This window comes from Pseudomonas sp. P5_B3, from assembly GCF_056400405.1.
The window spans coordinates 33,764-50,336 of record NZ_JBFULI010000020.1; the positions used below are offsets into that span (position 1 = coordinate 33,764).

A 16,573-nucleotide genomic window follows, 5' to 3' on the forward strand; every position below is an offset into this window, starting at 1 on the left:
CAAATCGTCAATCCGCACAATTCGGATTGCCTGATGCTTCCAAGTTGCAGCATTTAGGGCCGCTTCGCAGCCCAACGGGGGCAAGCCCCCTCGCCACAAGGTTGGTGGCTGGCTTGGTTGCTGCGTTGATCTTACGAATCGCGAGCAAGCTCGCTCCCACAGGGGATCTGCGTCGGTTTGGGAAACATCAATTCAGCAAGCGCCTCAAAGACGGTCCTCAAATCCATCGATTAGATCATCGAGGGCCTTGTTGAAATCCGCTTACCCCAGTTCGACTGCGCAGCAATCGTCAATTCGCAGAATTCGGTTTGTCTGATGCACCTGAGTTGCAGTATTTACGGCCGCTTCGCAGCCCAACGGGGGCAAGCCCCCTCGCCACAAGGTTGGTGGCTGGCTTGGTTGCTGCGTTGATCTTGCGAATCGCGAGCAAGCTCGCTCCCACAGGGGCTCAGCAGCTGGCTCGGGAACGTCGGTGTTATCAGGGCCGTAGAATTTTCCTGCGGCCCTTTTCGTTGCCTGCAACAAAGCTAAAACCTCACCTCCCCAACCCACTAATCCGCCAAGGACACACCGCCGCCCTAACCCCACTCGGCCCAACAATCTCCGGCGTCTGCCCCAACGACCTGGCGCTCAACACACTCCCCACCCGCTCAATCAACTGATCAAACCCCAACGTCGCATCCTCCTGATGCAATTTGCGCAGTTGCTCAACCAGGGCGTAGGTGAAGGCGCCGTAGTGGTTGGAGCCCGCCACATATTCGCTGGCTTTTTCGTTTTCCCGCGCGGCGTAGAGCATCAGGGGCATGTAGGGGCCGTGGTGGCCGTAGAGTTTGCCTTGGCGTAGCAGTTGGGCTTTTTTCTCGGGGCGAAGGCCCGTGGCGGCGCCTTGGGTGGTGCGGGTGCGGGTGAGGTCGCGGGTTTTGTTGTCTTGTTCGCTGAAGTCGCGGCGGTCGGTGTCGACGGCGTAGACGCGGCGGTCCCAGTCGCCGGCGTAGGGGTCCCAGCGCAGCATGCGGTGGCGGATGTCGCTGGGTGGGGTGATGCCGCGCACGCGGCCGTTGCCGCGGGTCATGCCGCCGGCGTAGCAGCAGTCGAACATGACGGTGAGTTTGGCGCCGTGGCCGTCCGGGTCGAAGGGCAGGTGGCTGTAGAACTGGCGGAACAGTTTGTCGGTGAAGTGGGTGCTTTCGTCGTCCCAGTCGAAGTCGTGGAGCACCAGGGTTTCGTCCATGCAGTCGGCTTCGCCGCTGCTGCTGTAGACCGGCAGTTGGGTGCCGTGGCCGGAGTAGAACAGCACGCGCTCGTCGCCGGCGCGGGCGCCTTCCACCAGCCATTCGAGGCGTTCGACGAAGTTGGCCCGGGTCGCTCGGGCGTCGTGCAGCAAACGGATGTCGCCTGCGTCATAACCGCTTTCCTGGAGCATGCGGCTGATCAGGTAGGTGTCGTTGATGCAGCCGTCGAGGCGTGCGCTCGGGTCGGGGTAATCGTTGATGCCGACCACCAAGGCGCGGCGTTTGCGTTGGCCGCTGCGGGACAGGAACGCTGGCACCTCCAGCGTCTGCGCTGCCACCACGTCGCGGGCCAGTTGCGGCCACAGGCCGGTCTGGCTGGTGGCTGACGACAGGTAGGCCTGGGCGGCGTGGTTTAGGTCGAGCAGGTCATCGCGCAATGGCACGCTGAATTCGGTTTGCAGGTCGACCCGCGCGGAATCCGGCGAGGTGATTGGCCGGGTCAACAAGCCATCGTCAGGGTTGTGCAGGTGGAACCAGCGGCGGATGCCTCGGCCGTTTTCACTCAGGCGCAGGACCCGCCCGCCCCACACTTCGCGCATCACCAGCGGCAGTGCGATCGGTGAGCCGAAGCTGACGAACACTCGGCCATCGATGCGCTTGAGTGCCGAACCTTTTTTCGCCACCGACCGGCGCAGGGCGTCGTAGCCGATCAGGCTGCCCAGGCCTTGGGCGAAGATGATCTGCGGATTGAATGCCTCGATCTTCGCCAGCAGATGTTGAGTCAACTCTGTGCGCAACTCGGCGTCTTCGATCCATTGCACGAGGGCGCCCACCGTGGTGCGCAGCATCTGGTTGACCGGCAGTCCCCAACTGCCGAAGTTCTCATCGGCCTTGCCCCTGGCGTCGGCCCTCAGCATCGCCAGGCCTCGGGTGATCTGGGCGAAGTCCGGTCCTTCCTTGAGTTGCTCATCGAAAGTCAGAAAGTCGATGTCCTGGTCATCGACGAGGCGACCGTTCTGCGCCAGTTGAGTGCGGATCAAGGTGCGCCATTGTTCCTGCCAGTTCCCATCGATGCCGCCCTGCCCTTGGCTGGCCGGCGTGAACCCCACACCGGGCAGACACAGGACGCGCAGCCGTGTTGGCGCGATCTCCGCTCCCGGCTCGACCAAGGCTTTGCTGGCCGGCGCCGCAGCCGGAGGAGCCGTTTGCCCTTGAGCGGTGACCATCAAATCCTGCAGGCGCCGCAGTTTTGCCTCCAGGCTGTCCGCACTGGGCGCGGCCGGTGTGAGCGCGGCCTGACCGGGATCGGCCAAGGCGCGGCTGCGGTTGCCGAGAAAACCGCTGACCCATTGGGCGCTGCTCTTCCAGATCTGCTCTGGATCGAGGCCGTCGAGGTAACCGGTGGCGCTGTCCACCACCTGTCGACTCTGGGTCGCCAGTTCGGACTCGATCAAGGGCAACCCGGCGCGACTTGGCACCACGGTGGCCGTCAACTTTGGCGCAGCCGATACGCCCGGTGCAGTGCGCCAGATGGGCGCATTGCCGAAGTGCTGCGCGGCGACCACCCGTGGGCCGAGGGCACTGCGCGGCAACTTGAAGTGATCGCAAAGAAAGGCCAGCAGGCTGGTGTGATCGTAGTGCTGCGCCTGGACATTGCCTGTCCAGGGGATCAACCCCGGCTTGAGCCACGGCGAAGCCAGGATCGCCGGTACACGAACACCGAGACGGGTGAAGGGATTCTTCCAGGGCACATCGACCGTTGAACCGGTCGCCACGCAAGTCGGCGGCACTACGTGGTCATGGAAGCCGCCATGTTCGTCGTACAGCAGCACGAACAGGGTTTTGTTCCAGACAGCGGTATTGGCCGACAAGGCGTTGAACACCTCACCGACAAACTGATCACCGAAGCGCAGGTCTTCAGGTGGATGGTGCGACACGTTAGGCCCGAGCTTGCCGTTGAGCAGGCCATAGCTCGGCTCGATCCAGGACAGCTCAGGGAGCTTGTTACCGGCGACGTCTGATTTGAAATCGTCGATGCTCAGGTGCTGCAAACCACCCTTGACCAGCGCCGCCAGCGGAACGGCGCCATCGGAATAAATGCGTGCGTCATGGCCGTTGTTGCGCAGCAGCGAAAAAATACTCTCGCCGCCGAACTGCGCGATCAGGCTTTTGATGCCGGCCAGTACCGTGCCGGTGGAGGGCATCAGCAGGTGGCCATTGCAACTGCCGAGCATGGCAAAAAAACGGTTCGGCCAGGTGGGGCCTGGCACCGAGGAAAACCAGCGATCACACACGGTGAAATTGCGTGCCAGTCCGTGAATTGCCGGTAACGTATCGTCGGCCGGGGTGGCGCCGAACGGGATGTAGTTCATCGCCCGTTGGGCCATGGATTGCGACCAGGTTTTGTAGACCTTCAGGTCGGCGCGGGCCTTGTCGTAGGCGTCCTGGGCAAAACCGGCGAGTGTAGGGTTGGCCGGGCTGGTCTTGAAGGAGACGCCCAGTTGTTTCTCTACGTTGACGAACTCGTGGCCAAGGTCGAAACCCTCACTGTTACTCGGCGGCAGCGCCGGAGGTAGAGGGGGCGGCGGCGCCCACAGGCTGTAGTTCTCCGGGAACTCCGATGCTTGGGTGATCACCGTCGAACTGCCATTGGCCAGCTTCAGCGCATTGGTGCTGGGTGCGTGACGGTCGATACCGTCACACGCCGGGTTGATGCGGGTGTAATCCCCCAGCAGATGATCGAATGACCGGTTTTCCATCATCAGCACGACAACGTGCTCAATCCCGGCGGGCCAGTTGTTCGGCATGGTTCGCTCCTTGATATGAAGTCTCTGTTTCGATCTTGCGGGTTTCACGGCAATCCTTTCCCTTCATCTTCACGCTCCCTGTAATCCACCCGATAATTTGCCACGTAACTATCCACAGCCGCCCCAATCGTAGGAAAAAACGCCGTCTCCCCCAGCCGCGCAAACAACCCGAACCGCTTGAGCTTGTCCTTGACCGGGTCCTTCATCTCGGCAATGCACAACTCGATACCCGCCGCGTGCAGGGTGTCGTCCAGTTCGGCCAGCATGTCGGCGGAGGTCACGTCCACGCTGGTGACCGGCCCTGCGGCGACCACCAGCCAGCGCACCGGCGTGGGCGATGCCGCCACGGCGTCCAGCACTCGGTCATGGAACAGCTCGGCGTTGGCGAAAAACAAGGGCGCATCCCAGCGAAACAGGACCAGGCCGGGGATCAGGCGCGCGTCGGGGTAGCGTTTGATGTCGTGGTAGCCCTTGACCCCGTCGGCGCGGCCCAATACCGCGGAGTACGGGCGCCAGCCGTCCCAGAGGAATTCTATGACGGCAATCACGATAGCCAGGCCGATGCCCTCGATCGCGCCGAACACCGCTACGCCGACCGTACAGACGATCGACAGCCAGCATTCCCAGCGCTGGATGCGATAGATCCGGCGCAGGTCGGTGATCTCGATCAAGCCAATGGCCGAGGCGATCACGACCGCCGCCAGGGCGCTGGACGGTAAATGTTGCAGCAGGTCCGGCGCCACCACCAGCAGCAAGGCAACCGCCAGTGCGCCGACGACGCCGGTCATTTGGGTTTTGGCTCCGGCGGCTTCGGCCACGGGCGTACGTGACGAGCTGCTGCTGATCGGGAAGCCTTGGAAAAAACCGGCAGCCAGGTTGGCGATGCCGAGGCCCACCATTTCCTGGTTCGGGTTGACGTAGGTTCGGGTCCGCGCCGCATAGACACGGGACAGCACGCTGGTGTCGGCGAACGAGACAAGGGCGACGGCGCAACCGCCGATCAACACCGGGACGATATCGGCGCTGGTGATCCAGGGGATGGCGAAACCGGGCAAACCTTGCGGGAGCGAACCGAGGACCGACACACCGGCGCGTGTCGCAAGGTCGAGCACACCCACGGCGACTGTCGCTCCTGCCACGGCGATCAGGATGCCCGGCAACCGCGGCCACCTTTTGAGGAGCAGGATCACCGCCAGGGTGAGCCCGCCCACCATGAAGGTGGTCCAGTTGACTTTACCCTCCATCACCGCTGAGGCGATGGACCATAAGTCTCTCAATGGACCGTTGGACTCAATCGAAAAACCGAACAGCTTGGGCAGTTGGCTGATCAATACGGTCAGTGCGATCCCATTCATGTAACCGTAGCGGATCGGTTTGGACAGAAGCTCGGTCACAAAACCCAGGCGCGCGATACCGGCCAGGATACACACCGCTCCCGAGACGATCGCCATCATCCCCGCCAGGGCGACGGCACGCTGCGGGTCGCCGCCGGAGAGTGGAAGGATGACGGCAAGAATGACGGCCACCAGGGAGGAATCCGGCCCCATCACCAGAATTCGACTGGGGCCGAACAAGGCATAGAACAGCAGCGGAACGATGGTCGCGTAGAGGCCATAAATGCCCGGCACGCCCGAGGCCACCGCATAGGCGATACCGACGGGCACCAGCATCGTGGTCAGCACCAGGCCGGCCACGATGTCGTAACGCAACCATGCCGGTTGATACTCGCGCAGCATGCCCAGCCCCGGTAGCCAGCGGCGCCAACCGGTCTGTTCATCCCGGCGGGCTATCCGGCCCGGCTCCGGGAGCGGAGGCGAAGCATCTGAATGGCTCATAAAACCGCCCTCTTTGATGGACGATGCAGACTAGGCGATATCGAAGTGATCTCAGTGTAGCTATTGCTTCGAATACGCCATCACTGGAAGCTGGTCACCTAAAGGACCTGGAAGCCGACATGAAATTCGACCTCGCCTACTGCCTCAGCCTCAACGACAAGTTGTCGATCTACGACGTTCGGGATCTGAATTTCGACGAGACGATGGATTTCGATTCCGCCAGGGAACACTTCCAGTGCCCCAACGATGCCTGTCGCCTGGCGTTCGATGCGGCCAATGAGCTGGGCACGTTCAACGCGAAGAATGTGAATTACGTACGCACGCCGCACTTCAAGAACTTGCCAAGTACGCGGCATGTCGAGGGTTGCCCTTATGTCAGCTTGAAGACGCCTACGTCGGGTGTGGACGAGACGGAAACGGATGACAGCCGCGAGGAAAATTTCCCGTCGGAATTGTTACTGACTCGCCGTGAGTATGTGCGTAAGCCATCCAGCCCGAAGGTCGCGGCGGACGGGCTGCGGGATGAGTCGCCAACGCCTTCGGTGACCAGCAACGTCGAGCAGCCGAGCAAGGAATCGGCCCCGGACAAGACCAGCGTCTTCGCCCATCCGGTGGAGTGTTTCGTGTCGAACTTCGACGACAAGGATTTGCTCAAGCGCGTGCCGCTGAAGATTGGCGAGCACACCGCGCCTTACGGGTCGTTTTTCAAGAAGATCGAATACCTGCAAGACAACAAGGGGCTGATTTACTGGGGCAAGGTCAAGGAGATCAAGGACTACACCCAGAGCTTTCGCATCGACTTCGAGAAGAAGGTCTGGCTCGAGAAAAAGCCGTACTCGGTCAATGTCTACCTGAGCAAGAAACTCATCGACAGCTACCGCAAGCGCAAGGCGTTCCTGGAAGAGATCAAACACGCCATCGAGAGCGGGCGGGAGTTGTACTGCTTCTTTTATGGCGTGACGCCCGAGCTGAAGCAGGTGCCGAGCAAGAAAAACCCCGAGCAGACGTTCGGGGTGTTCAGCGCCAACATTGAAAACCTGGATCACTTTATCGTGCGGGAAGCGCCGGGGTTGGAGGGCAAGTAATACGAAGCGCAGCGTTGGTTCATTGCGAATTGAGCTCCCTTTGCAGCGCCCATATCTCCCGCTTCACTTCCATACGTCGATCCAGTGCAGTCTGGATGCCTGATGCGTCGAGGCCGCAGTATCGACGTAACCAGTGAGCCATCATTTCCGAATCCGGGTAGAAATAGTCTTTATGGCCTTTGCTGTTTCTTGGGTAGTCATTCATTTCGCCGTCGAAGCGCTCTGCAGAAATCTCGTCCGGCGGTAAAGAGCCCCGCTCAGCGGCAACACCCTGAAAAACCCAGGCGATTTCATCGATGTGTTTTTGCGCACTGCGATGGCTGCGCCGGTACAGGATGAACTGGCTGCAATTTTCTTGAAAGCGTTCCATCATCGGCTCGTCATCGACCCACTGAAGGATGTCGAACTGCCCTGCATGGCGTATCAGCCCGCTAATCCAGCGATCAGTAAAACGCTGAACAAACCCCTCGACGTCGGCCTTTTTGGCATCGGCGAAGATCATGCAGTAACGAGTCGGGATGTGAATGGCGAACAGCACATGTTTGCGTTGAACAGTGACGGCATGGACCAGCCACTGTTCGGCGGACTCATCAGGCTCATCGTCTTCTATGACGGGCGATGGTGGACTTTCCACCCTGGTGACTTTCTTGCCCTTGTGCACACGACTGAAGAATTTGCTGGCCGCTTCGGTGCAGTTGAAAATCAGCATCCCTGGTTCTCGGGTATTGGTTGGTCAGTCCTGCGGGACGATCTCGTCGACCCATTCAAGTTCGTAGGGCTGGCGAACAACCTCGGCAATGTATCTCAGCGCATCTTCGCTGAGAGTTGATAGCTCTGCCTCGGTCAGCAAGTCATGCATGACCATCAGCCACAAGCCCCGGAGCGCACTTGAACGGGATTGGCTGTTGTAGTCAAACGCCTGGGCCATATCCTTGTTTCGATCATGGATCATGCCGTAAAGCATGCCGTAGCGGGCATGAGCCGACAATGCGCCATGTTCTGCAATAGCCTTGGCATCGGCAAGAACACCTTGGCAGAAACGGTCGAGCGCAATCTTGCGCAGTTCCTTGAACTTCTTCCAGTCGCTTTCGAGGATCGGCATGAGATTCTCCTGCATGAAAACCTGAACAGTGCGAAGCGCTATTCTTGCGAAAAAAACCGCCTTTACCAACCCTCAATTCGCGTCGTGATTCCCTGGCGACTTCGACAGTTTCCCCACGCATCGGGACAGTCACCGCTCGTCCGGCCGAAAAGAAACTTCAAAAATTGCATTTGATCTCGGCTCAAAACAACTGTACAAAAACACAGTATATTTTGACCAATACTCTCGAGCCCGGAGAACACCATGGCCTCTCAAGCGATGAAAATCACCCTGGAACGTATCGCCCTCTTCCAATTCACCCCGGCCCACTGCGCCCAGGCCCGAGCGATGCTGGGCTGGAGTATGCAAGAGCTGTCGCGGGAATCCCGGGTTTCGGTGGAGGCCATTCAACGCTTCGAGGCGCGCCAGGAGGTGCTGGATGTCACACGTCTGGCACTGGCCTATCGGTTCGAATCGGAGGGGTTGGCGTTCTTCCCGGGGTTTGCGCCGGGTCGAGGGATGAATGTGAAGGGGTCGACGCCGAATCCGGTTGGGCGGGCGGATTTTGCGATGGTGGAGTGAGCCAATTCATCGATTGACGATTATTCCCATTTAGGTATATTTTCACATGAGTACAAGGAAGCCACTCCTGTGGGTTAGCAGCAGCAAAAAAGATCTCAAGCAGATGCCCGCAGATGTACAGGACGTTTTTGGCCACGCTCTTGATCTGGCCCAAAGCAGCAAGAAGCACCCGGATGCAAAACCACTGAAAGGTTTTGGTGGTGCTGGAGTCCTTGAGTTGATCGAGGACTTCGATACGAACACCTATCGCGCCGTTTATACCGTTCGTTTTGGCAATGCTGTTTATGTTCTGCACTGTTTTCAGAAAAAGTCGACCACGGGAATCAAAACCGCGCAGTGCGACGTCGATTTGATCAGGAAGAGACTTCAAGCGGCGCAGGAACACGCAAAAGGATCAGAACATGATTGAAATCGAAGAAAGCAGTGGCAACGTCTACGAAGACCTCGGGACACCCAACGCCAATGAAATGCGAGTCAAATCCCAATTGGCCGCAAAAATAGGCGAAATCATCAAGGCTCGTCATTTGACTCAGGTTCAGGCATCCGAAATTTTAGGTCTGTCACAGCCCAAGCTATCTGAAATGTTGCGCGGAAAATTTCGTGGGATCAGTGAGGCCAAGATGATGGAATGCCTGTTACTTCTCGGGCGTGATGTGCAAATCGTGGTCAAGTCGGCCCCGCGCTCACGCAAAGAAGGCCGAATTGACGTGGTTTTTAGCTGAGGTCTACACCTCAGCTAACTGCACTACGCGTTATGAGCGACCACCCGATCACTCTCCCCTTCCACCGCCAGCCACCACGCCCCACCGCGCTGCGGATGCATCAGGTTGAACGCCTCGCCCATCTGCGGTGTGGTGATCGATACGTTGCGTTCCCAGGCCAGGGCCAGGATGCGGTCGAAGGGTTCGTACCAGGCGTGCATCGACAGGTCGAAGGTGCCGTTGTGGATGGGCAGTAGCCAGCGGCCCTTGAGGTCGAGGTGGGCTTGCAGGGTTTGTTCGGGTTGCATGTGCACGTGCGGCCAGTCGACGTTGTAGGCACCGGTTTCCATCAGAGTCAGGTCGAATGGGCCGTACTGTTCGCCGATGCGTTTGAAGCCGTCGAAGTAGCCGCTGTCGCCGCTGAAGAAGATGCGTGAGTCGCCGTCGATCATCACCCACGAGGCCCAGAGGGTGCTGTTGCTGTCGAACAGGCCACGACCGGAAAAGTGCTGCGACGGGGTGGCGATGAACTGGATGCCATCGACTTCCGTGCCTTGCCACCAATCCAGCTGGCGGATTTTGCTGGCGTCGATGCCCCATTTGATCAGGGTGTCGCCTACGCCCAGCGGGGTAAGGAAATATTTGGTCTTGTTCGCGAGCTTGAGCACGGCCGCATGATCCAGGTGGTCATAGTGATCGTGGGACAGGATCACCGCTTCGATCGGTGGCAATTCTTCCAGGCTGATCGGTGGCTGGTGGAAACGCTTGGGGCCGGCCCACTGCACGGGCGAGGCGCGCTCGGCGAAGACCGGGTCGGTGATCCAGAACTTGTCGCGCAGCTTGAGCAACACCGTGGAGTGGCCCAGGCGATAGACGCTGTTGTTGGGCGCTGCGATCAACGCGGCTTGAGTCAGGGCTTGTACCGGGACGGGCGCGCTCGGGCGGGTGTTTTGCGGTTTGTGGAACAGCGCGTTCCACAGGATGCCCATGGTTTTGCCAAAGCTTAAACGTTGCACCGGCGTGAAGTTTTGGTACTGCCCTTGAGCCTGTCGGGACGCTTCAGGTGTGGAGGCGTTGTCCGCCGGGGAGTTTGAATTGGCCATGACTGAATGACTCCAGAAAAACCGCGCATGACGCGATTTTCCGCTTTGGGACGATAAATGGCCAAGGCACGCACGCATCAGCCGGACTTTCTATTTTTACTGGGCAGGATTAACAAAACATTACACTGCACAGTGTAGTTTCTAGGTTGCATCAAAGTCGATGACAAGTAAACTGCTGAGTGTAATTCTCCTCTTCCTCCTGCCGAAGCGTACTTATGACAGCTCCACAGCGCCTCACCGACCGAAAACGCCAAGCGATCATTCAAGCGGCGATCAACGAATTCCGTGACAACGGTTTCGAGATCACCAGCATGGACAAGATTGCTGCCACTGCCGGTGTGTCGAAGCGCACGGTGTACAACCACTTCCCCAGCAAGGAAGAGTTGTTCGCAGAAATCCTCAATCAGCTATGGATCCGGGTGACGGCGGAACAGGAAACGTCCTACCGTTCCGACCAGCCGCTACGCGAGCAGTTGCGTTCGCTGCTGATGGCCAAGCTGCAAATGATGGGCGATGACAATTTTCTCGACCTGGCGCGGGTGGCGATAGCGGCGACGATTCATTCCCCGGAGCGGGCGCAGGATATGGTGGCGCGAATGGGCGAACGCGAAGAAGGGCTGACAGTGTGGATTCGGGCCGCTCAAGCGGATGGCCGATTGAAGGCCGTGGCTCCCGAATTCGCCGCTCAACAGATCCATGGCCTGCTCAAGTCTTTTGCATTCTGGCCGCAGATTTCCATGGGGCAACCCGGCTTGTCAGCCGAAGAACAACACCGGGTGGCCGAGTCCGCGCTAGACATGTTTCTGGCCTGCTATCAGGTGCAATAAATGACAAGGTCAACGGCGGTGTCGAAGGATTGATGGCGCTGACTTGAATGGCGCAATGTGTTTCAGAATGAAACTGGCACTGAGGCTATAGTGAGCCTCAGTCCCAGCGCCAAACAGAGAGCATCATGACCAGCACCAGCCACGAAACCGCCGCCCACGTCGATCACCTGCGTTTCCATCGCCCTCATGCCCACCTCGCGCCGACCTTTGGCAATGACAAGTTTGCCCTGCGCGCCGAAGCCTTTGCGCGGTTCTTTGGCACACCGACTTTTCTCGGTGCACAAACGCTGATCGTGGTGGTCTGGGTGTGCCTCAACCTTTCCGGTTTCACCCACTTCGATTTGTACCCGTTCATCCTGCTCAACCTGGCTTTCAGCTTGCAATCGGCCTACGCCGCACCATTGATTCTGTTAGCCCAGACGCGTCAGGCCGCCCGGGACAAAGCCCAATCCGATGCCGATGCGCAGCACCGCGAAGCGCTGGCGACCGCCAACAGTGAGCGACAGGCGCAGGCCGCGAAAAACACTGCGCAACTGCTGGAGTTGCTTGAGCAGAACACCCGTCTCACGGAGATGACCAAGGCCCTCACCGAGCGCATCGAAAACCTGACTACGGAAATGCATCAGCACTTCGTGCGCAAGAATGAGCCTAAGGCCTGAATGGCTTCACGGCTGTTTCAGCGCCCGTCCCAACTCATCGAACAAGGTGACCACCGAGCGCAAGGCGCGGCAGTCGGGACGGGTCAGCAGCCATAGCGTGGTGTCGTATCCGTGCAACGGCTCGCCCAGCGGCTGTAATCCGTCGCCGATCAAAAAGTCCGGCAGCGCCGCTATACCCAGCCCCGCCCTGACCAGCTCGGTCACCGACAGCATGCTGTTGCAGCGATAGCCCGGCGTTACCCCCGGCAAAGCCTGGCGACGCCAGGTAACGGTCGGGTGATCGGGCAGGAAGTCATCCGGGGCGATCCAGGTCAATGCGGCCAGATCGGTGGTGTTGACCGATCGCAGGTATCGCTCGCTGGCACACACGCGGTAGGAAACATCCGCCAGCCGCCGTCCCACCAGATGCTCCGGAGGCGTGCGGGTCAGGCGCAGGGCGATATCGGCATCCCGGCGGCTGAGGTTGGCAAAATCATTGGACGTGCTGAGTTCGAGGGTCAGCGCCGGATAGTTCGGCATGAACTGCGCCAGCGCCGGCAACAGCAAACCTTGCAGGACCGAATCGGTACAGGTCAGGCGCACGATGCCACTGATCACTTCACCGCCCTGCTCGACACCAATGCGCGCCGCCTCCAGTGCCTGCTCGGCGCGCTCGGCCTGTTCCGCCAGGGACTGCGCCAGGGTGGTGGGCAGGTAACCGGCGCGGCTTTTTTCGAACAGTTGCCGACCCAGCGCAGCCTCCAGCCGGCGCACCGCTCGAAACACCGTCGAGACATCCACCCTCAGCAGTTGCGCGGCCCGGGCCAGAGAGCCGCCGCGCACCAGAGCGAGGATCAGGGCCAGGTCCGGGTAGTCCAGTCGATAGTGCGTCGCTGCATTGATCACTTGGGAAAACGCCAATATTGAATGCGTGAACGCCAATCTATAGTGGGCACCAGCAATCAACAAGTGTAGAGGCCTCGCATGGAAACCCGCCCGATTCGCATCGCCCTGATCGGCGACTACGACCCACAAGTCACCGCCCACCAGGCCATTCCCGTCGCCCTCGAAAGGGTCGCCGAACACACGGGCCTGAACCTGCACTGGCACTGGCTCGCCACCGATGAAATCCACGCCGAGACAGCGCTGCACACATTCGACGGTTTCTGGTGTGTGCCAGCCAGCCCGTACCGCAACACGGACGGTGCATTGCGGGCGATTCGTTTTGCCCGCGAACAGCGGCGACCTTTCCTCGGCACCTGCGGCGGTTTTCAACACGCGGTGCTGGAATATGCGCGCAATGTGCTGGGCTGGTCGGATGCCGAACACGGCGAGACTTCGCCCGATGCAGCACGGGCGCTGCTGACACCGCTGACGTGCGCGCTGGTGGAAGCGGTCGATACCATTCATTTACGTGAAGGCTCGTTGATCGCCCAGGCGTACGAAAGCTCCGAGATTCGTGAAGGCTATCGCTGTCGTTATGGCGTGAATCCGCAGTTCGAAGGGGAGTTGCTCAAGCGCGAACTTCACGCCGTCGGCCACGATTCGGAACACGGACTGCGGGCGGTGGAACTCAGCGGTCATCCGTTCTTTGTCGCGACTTTGTTCCAACCCGAGCGGGCGGCGCTCAAGGGCATCTTGCCGCCGTTGGTGAACGCCTTTGTCGAGGCCTGTGCGGGGCGCTCGGCATGATCGCCGATACGCCAGCGACGCCTTACTACGCGGTGATCTTCACCTCACTGCGCACCGAGGGCGATTTGGGTTACGCCGAAGCGGCCGCACGGATGCTGGAACTGGTCCGTGAACAGCCAGGGTTTCTCGGGGTGGAGTCGGCGCGGGGCGAGGATGGGCTTGGCATTACGGTGTCGTACTGGGCCAGTGAGGAGGCGATTCTGGCGTGGAAACATCATCCGGAGCATACGGCCATTCGCGAGCGTGGGCGCTCGACCTGGTATGCGCGGTGTCATACACGGGTGTGCCGGGTTGAGCGGGCTTATGGGTTCAGCCTGTAATTGATGCGGTGTTATTCARGCCGCCATCGCGAGCAAGCTCGCTCCCACAATTYGATCCCGGTCGGTCACAATATTTGTGCACGACAAAGAYCCACTGTGGGAGTGCGATTCGCGAGCGTGGGCGCTCGACCTGGTATGCGCGGTGTCATACGCGGGTGTGCCGGGTTGATCGGGCTTATGGGTTCAGCCTGTAATTGATGCGGTGTTATTCARGCCGCCATCGCGAGCAAGCTCGCTCCCACAATTTGATCCCGGTCGGTCACAATATTTGTGCACGACAAAGAYYCACTGTGGGAGTGCGATTCGCGAGCGTGGGCGCTCGACCTGGTATGCGCGGTGTCATACRCGGGTGTGCCGGGTTGAGCGGGCTTATGGGTTCAGCCTGTAATTGATGCGGTGTTATTCAGGCCGCCATCGCGAGCAAGCTCGCTCCCACAATTCGATCCCGGTCGGTCACAATATTTGTGCACGACAAAGATCCACTGTGGGAGCGAGCTTGCTCGCGATGGGGCCAGTCAATTCACCGCAAAAAAACTCAACCCCGAACCAGACTGCGAACCGCCGAAATCTCCGGCACTTCCCGCCGGTTCATGTACACCCGCAACGGCTCGGTGATGTTGATCCGGTCATCGATATTCTGGTCCAGCAGCAACTGAATCAATTCGCGCTTTAGCGTCATGGTCTGCCCGGGACCAGTGACCCAGACAAATTCGCTGGTCGGGATGATGCCGTCGTCTGCCACGTCCATGCCGAACGAGTCTTCGCTGAAACGCACGATGTAGTGGCCGGTCTTGCGGTTGAGGCCGACGAAGCCTTTGAGTTGGTCGGCAGCCTGGCAGATGAGCTGGGAAGTGATGCGCATGGTAAACCCCGCAATGGTGATCGTTGGTTTGCACGCAGGGCCTGCGTTTCCCTCTGCCGGGGAATTGCAGGACCCCAGCGTACTGCAACCGGGCGCACAAAAACGCTGACGAACATCAGCTTTGGACAGGTTCGTGTCGGTCTCGCGATAGCGCCTGCAATGATCAGTTGTTAAAAGGGACGCCCCCTCATTGCGAAAGGATCTCGACCATGCCCGTAACCTTTACTAAAAGCGCCCTGTTACTGAGCCTGTTGCTCGGCCTGTGCGTCGGCCACGCACAGGCCGCCAGCGAACCCGGTCCCGCGGCACTGGCGACCCGCCTGGGCATTCCGCATCCAGCGGTGATCGCTCACCGTGGCGCGTCTTTCGATGCGCCGGAATCCACCGCCGCCGCCTACAAGACGGCCCGCGACCTGGGCGCCGACTACCTGGAAATGGACCTGCAGCGCAGTAAGGATGGCGTACTGTTTGCCCTGCACGACAATAATCTGCAACGCACCACCGACGTTGCCAGCAAATTCCCCGAGCGCAAGGACAGCCCGGCCAATGCGTTCACCATGGTCGAGCTGAAAACCCTGGATGCGGGCAGCTGGTTCAATGCCGCGTACCCGGATCGCGCACGTCCCGCCTTCGCGGGCCTGAAGATTCTGACCCTTGATGAAATCATCGACATCGCCGAGGGCAACTCCCTGCACAAGCCCGGCCTGTACATCGAGACCAAGGAGCCGAAGCAGTTTCCCGGCATCGAACACGACCTCAAGGAAAAACTTCAGGACCGCGGCTGGCTGAGCCCGACCGGTTCGAAACTGGCAAAAAGCGAGTTGGCGGTCGGCCAGGGCAAAGGCAAGGTGGTCCTGCAGACCTTCGAGAAGAGCAGCCTCGAACTGCTGCAAAAGGAAATGCCGAAGGTGCCGAAGATCCTGCTGTTGTGGGTCGGTGAAGGCAGTATCGAGCCCAAGTCCAAGGTGAAATTTGCCGAGTCCGGCGCCAGGGACAAGGCCGCGTACTACGCCGCACAGGAACCGAAGGACAAAGCCGAATTCCAGCGTTGGGTCGACTACGCGAAGGCCCAGGGCGCCATAGGCACCGGCCCGTCCGCCGCACTGACCCAGGGTGGCGACCAGAGTTATTCGGATCTGGTGCAACCGTGGATGAACCAGTACACCCACGATCAGGGCCTGCTGGTGCACGTCTACACCATCGACGAAGCGGTGGACTACCAGAAAGTCATGGACGCCGGAGTCGACGGCATCTTCACCAACCGCGCCAGCGAGTTGTTGAAGTTCTATAAACGCCCGGCGGCGAGTGTCGATCAAGTATTGAAGAACAACGGCTATTGAGCCCTGCCTGGCACGACACCGAGGTGCCTGCATCGCGAGCAGGCTCACTCCCACAGAGGGATTGATGCAGGACATGCAGAGGGTTTTAAGGGTGGATTAAGTTACACAGGCTAGCCTGATCTCACTTGAACGGATCACCCAAGGAAAGAAGCCCATGAAGACCCTGACTGCTTTGTTGACCGCTGCAACCCTGACCTTTGCCGCGGGCCTGGCCCAGGCCGATGTGCGGGTCGATGAGATCCCGCAACTGGTCAAGGACGGCAAGATCAAGGCGCTGGAAGATCTGAACAAGATCGCGCTGGATCTGCACCCGGGTGCAACGATCAACAAAACCGAACTGGACAACTACTTCAACGGTTACGAGTACGAAGTCGAACTGCGTGACGCCAAGAACGTCGAGTGGGATGTGGACATCGATGCTTCCAACGGCAAGGTCCTGAAGAACAAACAGGACACGTAATCGCGAAA

Annotated in this window: 17 protein-coding genes and 1 pseudogene; 11 read left to right on the top strand and 7 right to left on the bottom strand. The window is 59.7% G+C overall.

Features of this window, described 5'->3' with window-relative positions; genetic code table 11:
- Positions 1–535 precede the first annotated feature (535 nt).
- Both AC1DRN_RS13975 and AC1DRN_RS13980 read right to left on the bottom strand, forming a co-directional pair.
- Positions 536–4,039, bottom strand: a complete 3,504-nt coding sequence (locus AC1DRN_RS13975; RefSeq protein ID WP_457266324.1) for an alkaline phosphatase family protein — start codon at positions 4,037–4,039, stop codon at positions 536–538.
- Positions 4,040–4,083: 44 nt separating this feature from the next.
- The gene (locus tag AC1DRN_RS13980; protein ID WP_223459329.1) at positions 4,084–5,874 is read right to left on the bottom strand and encodes a SulP family inorganic anion transporter; all 1,791 of its coding nucleotides are present in this window, start codon (positions 5,872–5,874) and stop codon (positions 4,084–4,086) included.
- Between the two features lie 119 nt (positions 5,875–5,993).
- On the opposite strand from AC1DRN_RS13980, the gene AC1DRN_RS13985 reads away from it, so the two are divergent.
- Entirely contained in the window at positions 5,994–6,959 is a 966-nt protein-coding gene (locus AC1DRN_RS13985) for a hypothetical protein (protein ID WP_223459331.1), read from the top strand.
- Between the two features lie 19 nt (positions 6,960–6,978).
- Here AC1DRN_RS13985 and AC1DRN_RS13990 read toward each other — a convergent pair whose 3' ends face one another.
- Both AC1DRN_RS13990 and AC1DRN_RS13995 read right to left on the bottom strand, forming a co-directional pair.
- Entirely contained in the window at positions 6,979–7,668 is a 690-nt protein-coding gene (locus AC1DRN_RS13990) for a DUF6933 domain-containing protein (RefSeq protein WP_223459333.1), read from the bottom strand.
- 24 nt (positions 7,669–7,692) lie between these two features.
- Positions 7,693–8,061, bottom strand: a complete 369-nt coding sequence (locus AC1DRN_RS13995; protein WP_223459335.1) for a hypothetical protein — start codon at positions 8,059–8,061, stop codon at positions 7,693–7,695.
- A 243-nt stretch (positions 8,062–8,304) separates the two neighbouring features.
- Here AC1DRN_RS13995 and AC1DRN_RS14000 point away from each other — a divergent pair, with 243 nt between their 5' ends.
- From AC1DRN_RS14000 to AC1DRN_RS14010, 3 genes are read left to right on the top strand one after another with little or no spacing between them, the layout of a single operon-like run.
- Positions 8,305–8,622: a helix-turn-helix domain-containing protein gene (locus tag AC1DRN_RS14000; RefSeq protein ID WP_223459337.1), complete on the top strand. Its 318-nt coding sequence runs from the start codon at positions 8,305–8,307 to the stop codon at positions 8,620–8,622.
- A gap of 46 nt (positions 8,623–8,668) precedes the next feature.
- A complete protein-coding gene (locus tag AC1DRN_RS14005) occupies positions 8,669–9,031 on the top strand; it encodes a type II toxin-antitoxin system RelE/ParE family toxin (RefSeq protein ID WP_263289677.1) in 363 nt (120 codons plus the stop codon).
- Positions 9,024–9,344, top strand: coding sequence for a helix-turn-helix domain-containing protein (locus AC1DRN_RS14010; protein WP_223459339.1), 321 nt, complete (start codon positions 9,024–9,026; stop codon positions 9,342–9,344). The genes AC1DRN_RS14005 and AC1DRN_RS14010 overlap by 8 nt, the downstream gene beginning before the upstream one ends.
- 23 nt (positions 9,345–9,367) lie before the next feature.
- Here the strand turns inward: AC1DRN_RS14010 and AC1DRN_RS14015 are convergent, their stop codons facing one another.
- The gene (locus AC1DRN_RS14015) at positions 9,368–10,426 is read right to left on the bottom strand and encodes an MBL fold metallo-hydrolase (protein ID WP_223459341.1); all 1,059 of its coding nucleotides are present in this window, start codon (positions 10,424–10,426) and stop codon (positions 9,368–9,370) included.
- Positions 10,427–10,641: 215 nt separating this feature from the next.
- On the opposite strand from AC1DRN_RS14015, the gene AC1DRN_RS14020 reads away from it, so the two are divergent.
- The gene (locus AC1DRN_RS14020) at positions 10,642–11,253 is read left to right on the top strand and encodes a TetR/AcrR family transcriptional regulator (protein WP_223459343.1); all 612 of its coding nucleotides are present in this window, start codon (positions 10,642–10,644) and stop codon (positions 11,251–11,253) included.
- A gap of 125 nt (positions 11,254–11,378) precedes the next feature.
- Complete coding sequence (locus AC1DRN_RS14025; RefSeq protein ID WP_223459345.1) at positions 11,379–11,912, top strand: DUF1003 domain-containing protein; 534 nt, start codon at positions 11,379–11,381, stop codon at positions 11,910–11,912.
- A gap of 6 nt (positions 11,913–11,918) precedes the next feature.
- Here AC1DRN_RS14025 and AC1DRN_RS14030 read toward each other — a convergent pair whose 3' ends face one another.
- Positions 11,919–12,860 carry a LysR family transcriptional regulator gene (locus AC1DRN_RS14030; RefSeq protein ID WP_223459347.1) on the bottom strand — a complete coding sequence of 314 codons (942 nt, stop codon included), beginning with the start codon at positions 12,858–12,860 and terminating at the stop codon, positions 11,919–11,921.
- 15 nt (positions 12,861–12,875) lie between these two features.
- Here AC1DRN_RS14030 and AC1DRN_RS14035 point away from each other — a divergent pair, with 15 nt between their 5' ends.
- The 3 genes and pseudogenes from AC1DRN_RS14035 to AC1DRN_RS14045 form a co-directional block, all read left to right on the top strand.
- Positions 12,876–13,583, top strand: a complete 708-nt coding sequence (locus tag AC1DRN_RS14035) for a CTP synthase C-terminal region-related (seleno)protein (protein ID WP_223459349.1) — start codon at positions 12,876–12,878, stop codon at positions 13,581–13,583.
- A complete protein-coding gene (locus AC1DRN_RS14040; RefSeq protein ID WP_223459352.1) occupies positions 13,580–13,903 on the top strand; it encodes an antibiotic biosynthesis monooxygenase family protein in 324 nt (107 codons plus the stop codon). The genes AC1DRN_RS14035 and AC1DRN_RS14040 overlap by 4 nt, the downstream gene beginning before the upstream one ends.
- 101 nt (positions 13,904–14,004) lie before the next feature.
- Positions 14,005–14,097 (top strand): annotated as a pseudogene (locus AC1DRN_RS14045) (antibiotic biosynthesis monooxygenase); the annotation flags it as partial.
- Positions 14,098–14,438: 341 nt separating this feature from the next.
- Here AC1DRN_RS14045 and AC1DRN_RS14050 read toward each other — a convergent pair.
- Positions 14,439–14,765 (bottom strand): DUF2025 family protein, encoded by a 327-nt coding sequence (locus tag AC1DRN_RS14050; RefSeq protein ID WP_223459357.1) that lies wholly within the window; start codon positions 14,763–14,765, stop codon positions 14,439–14,441.
- A gap of 209 nt (positions 14,766–14,974) precedes the next feature.
- Here AC1DRN_RS14050 and AC1DRN_RS14055 point away from each other — a divergent pair, with 209 nt between their 5' ends.
- The gene (locus AC1DRN_RS14055) at positions 14,975–16,105 is read left to right on the top strand and encodes a glycerophosphodiester phosphodiesterase (RefSeq protein WP_223459359.1); all 1,131 of its coding nucleotides are present in this window, start codon (positions 14,975–14,977) and stop codon (positions 16,103–16,105) included.
- A gap of 154 nt (positions 16,106–16,259) precedes the next feature.
- Positions 16,260–16,565 carry a PepSY domain-containing protein gene (locus AC1DRN_RS14060; RefSeq protein ID WP_223459361.1) on the top strand — a complete coding sequence of 102 codons (306 nt, stop codon included), beginning with the start codon at positions 16,260–16,262 and terminating at the stop codon, positions 16,563–16,565.
- The last annotated feature ends 8 nt before the right edge of the window (positions 16,566–16,573 follow it).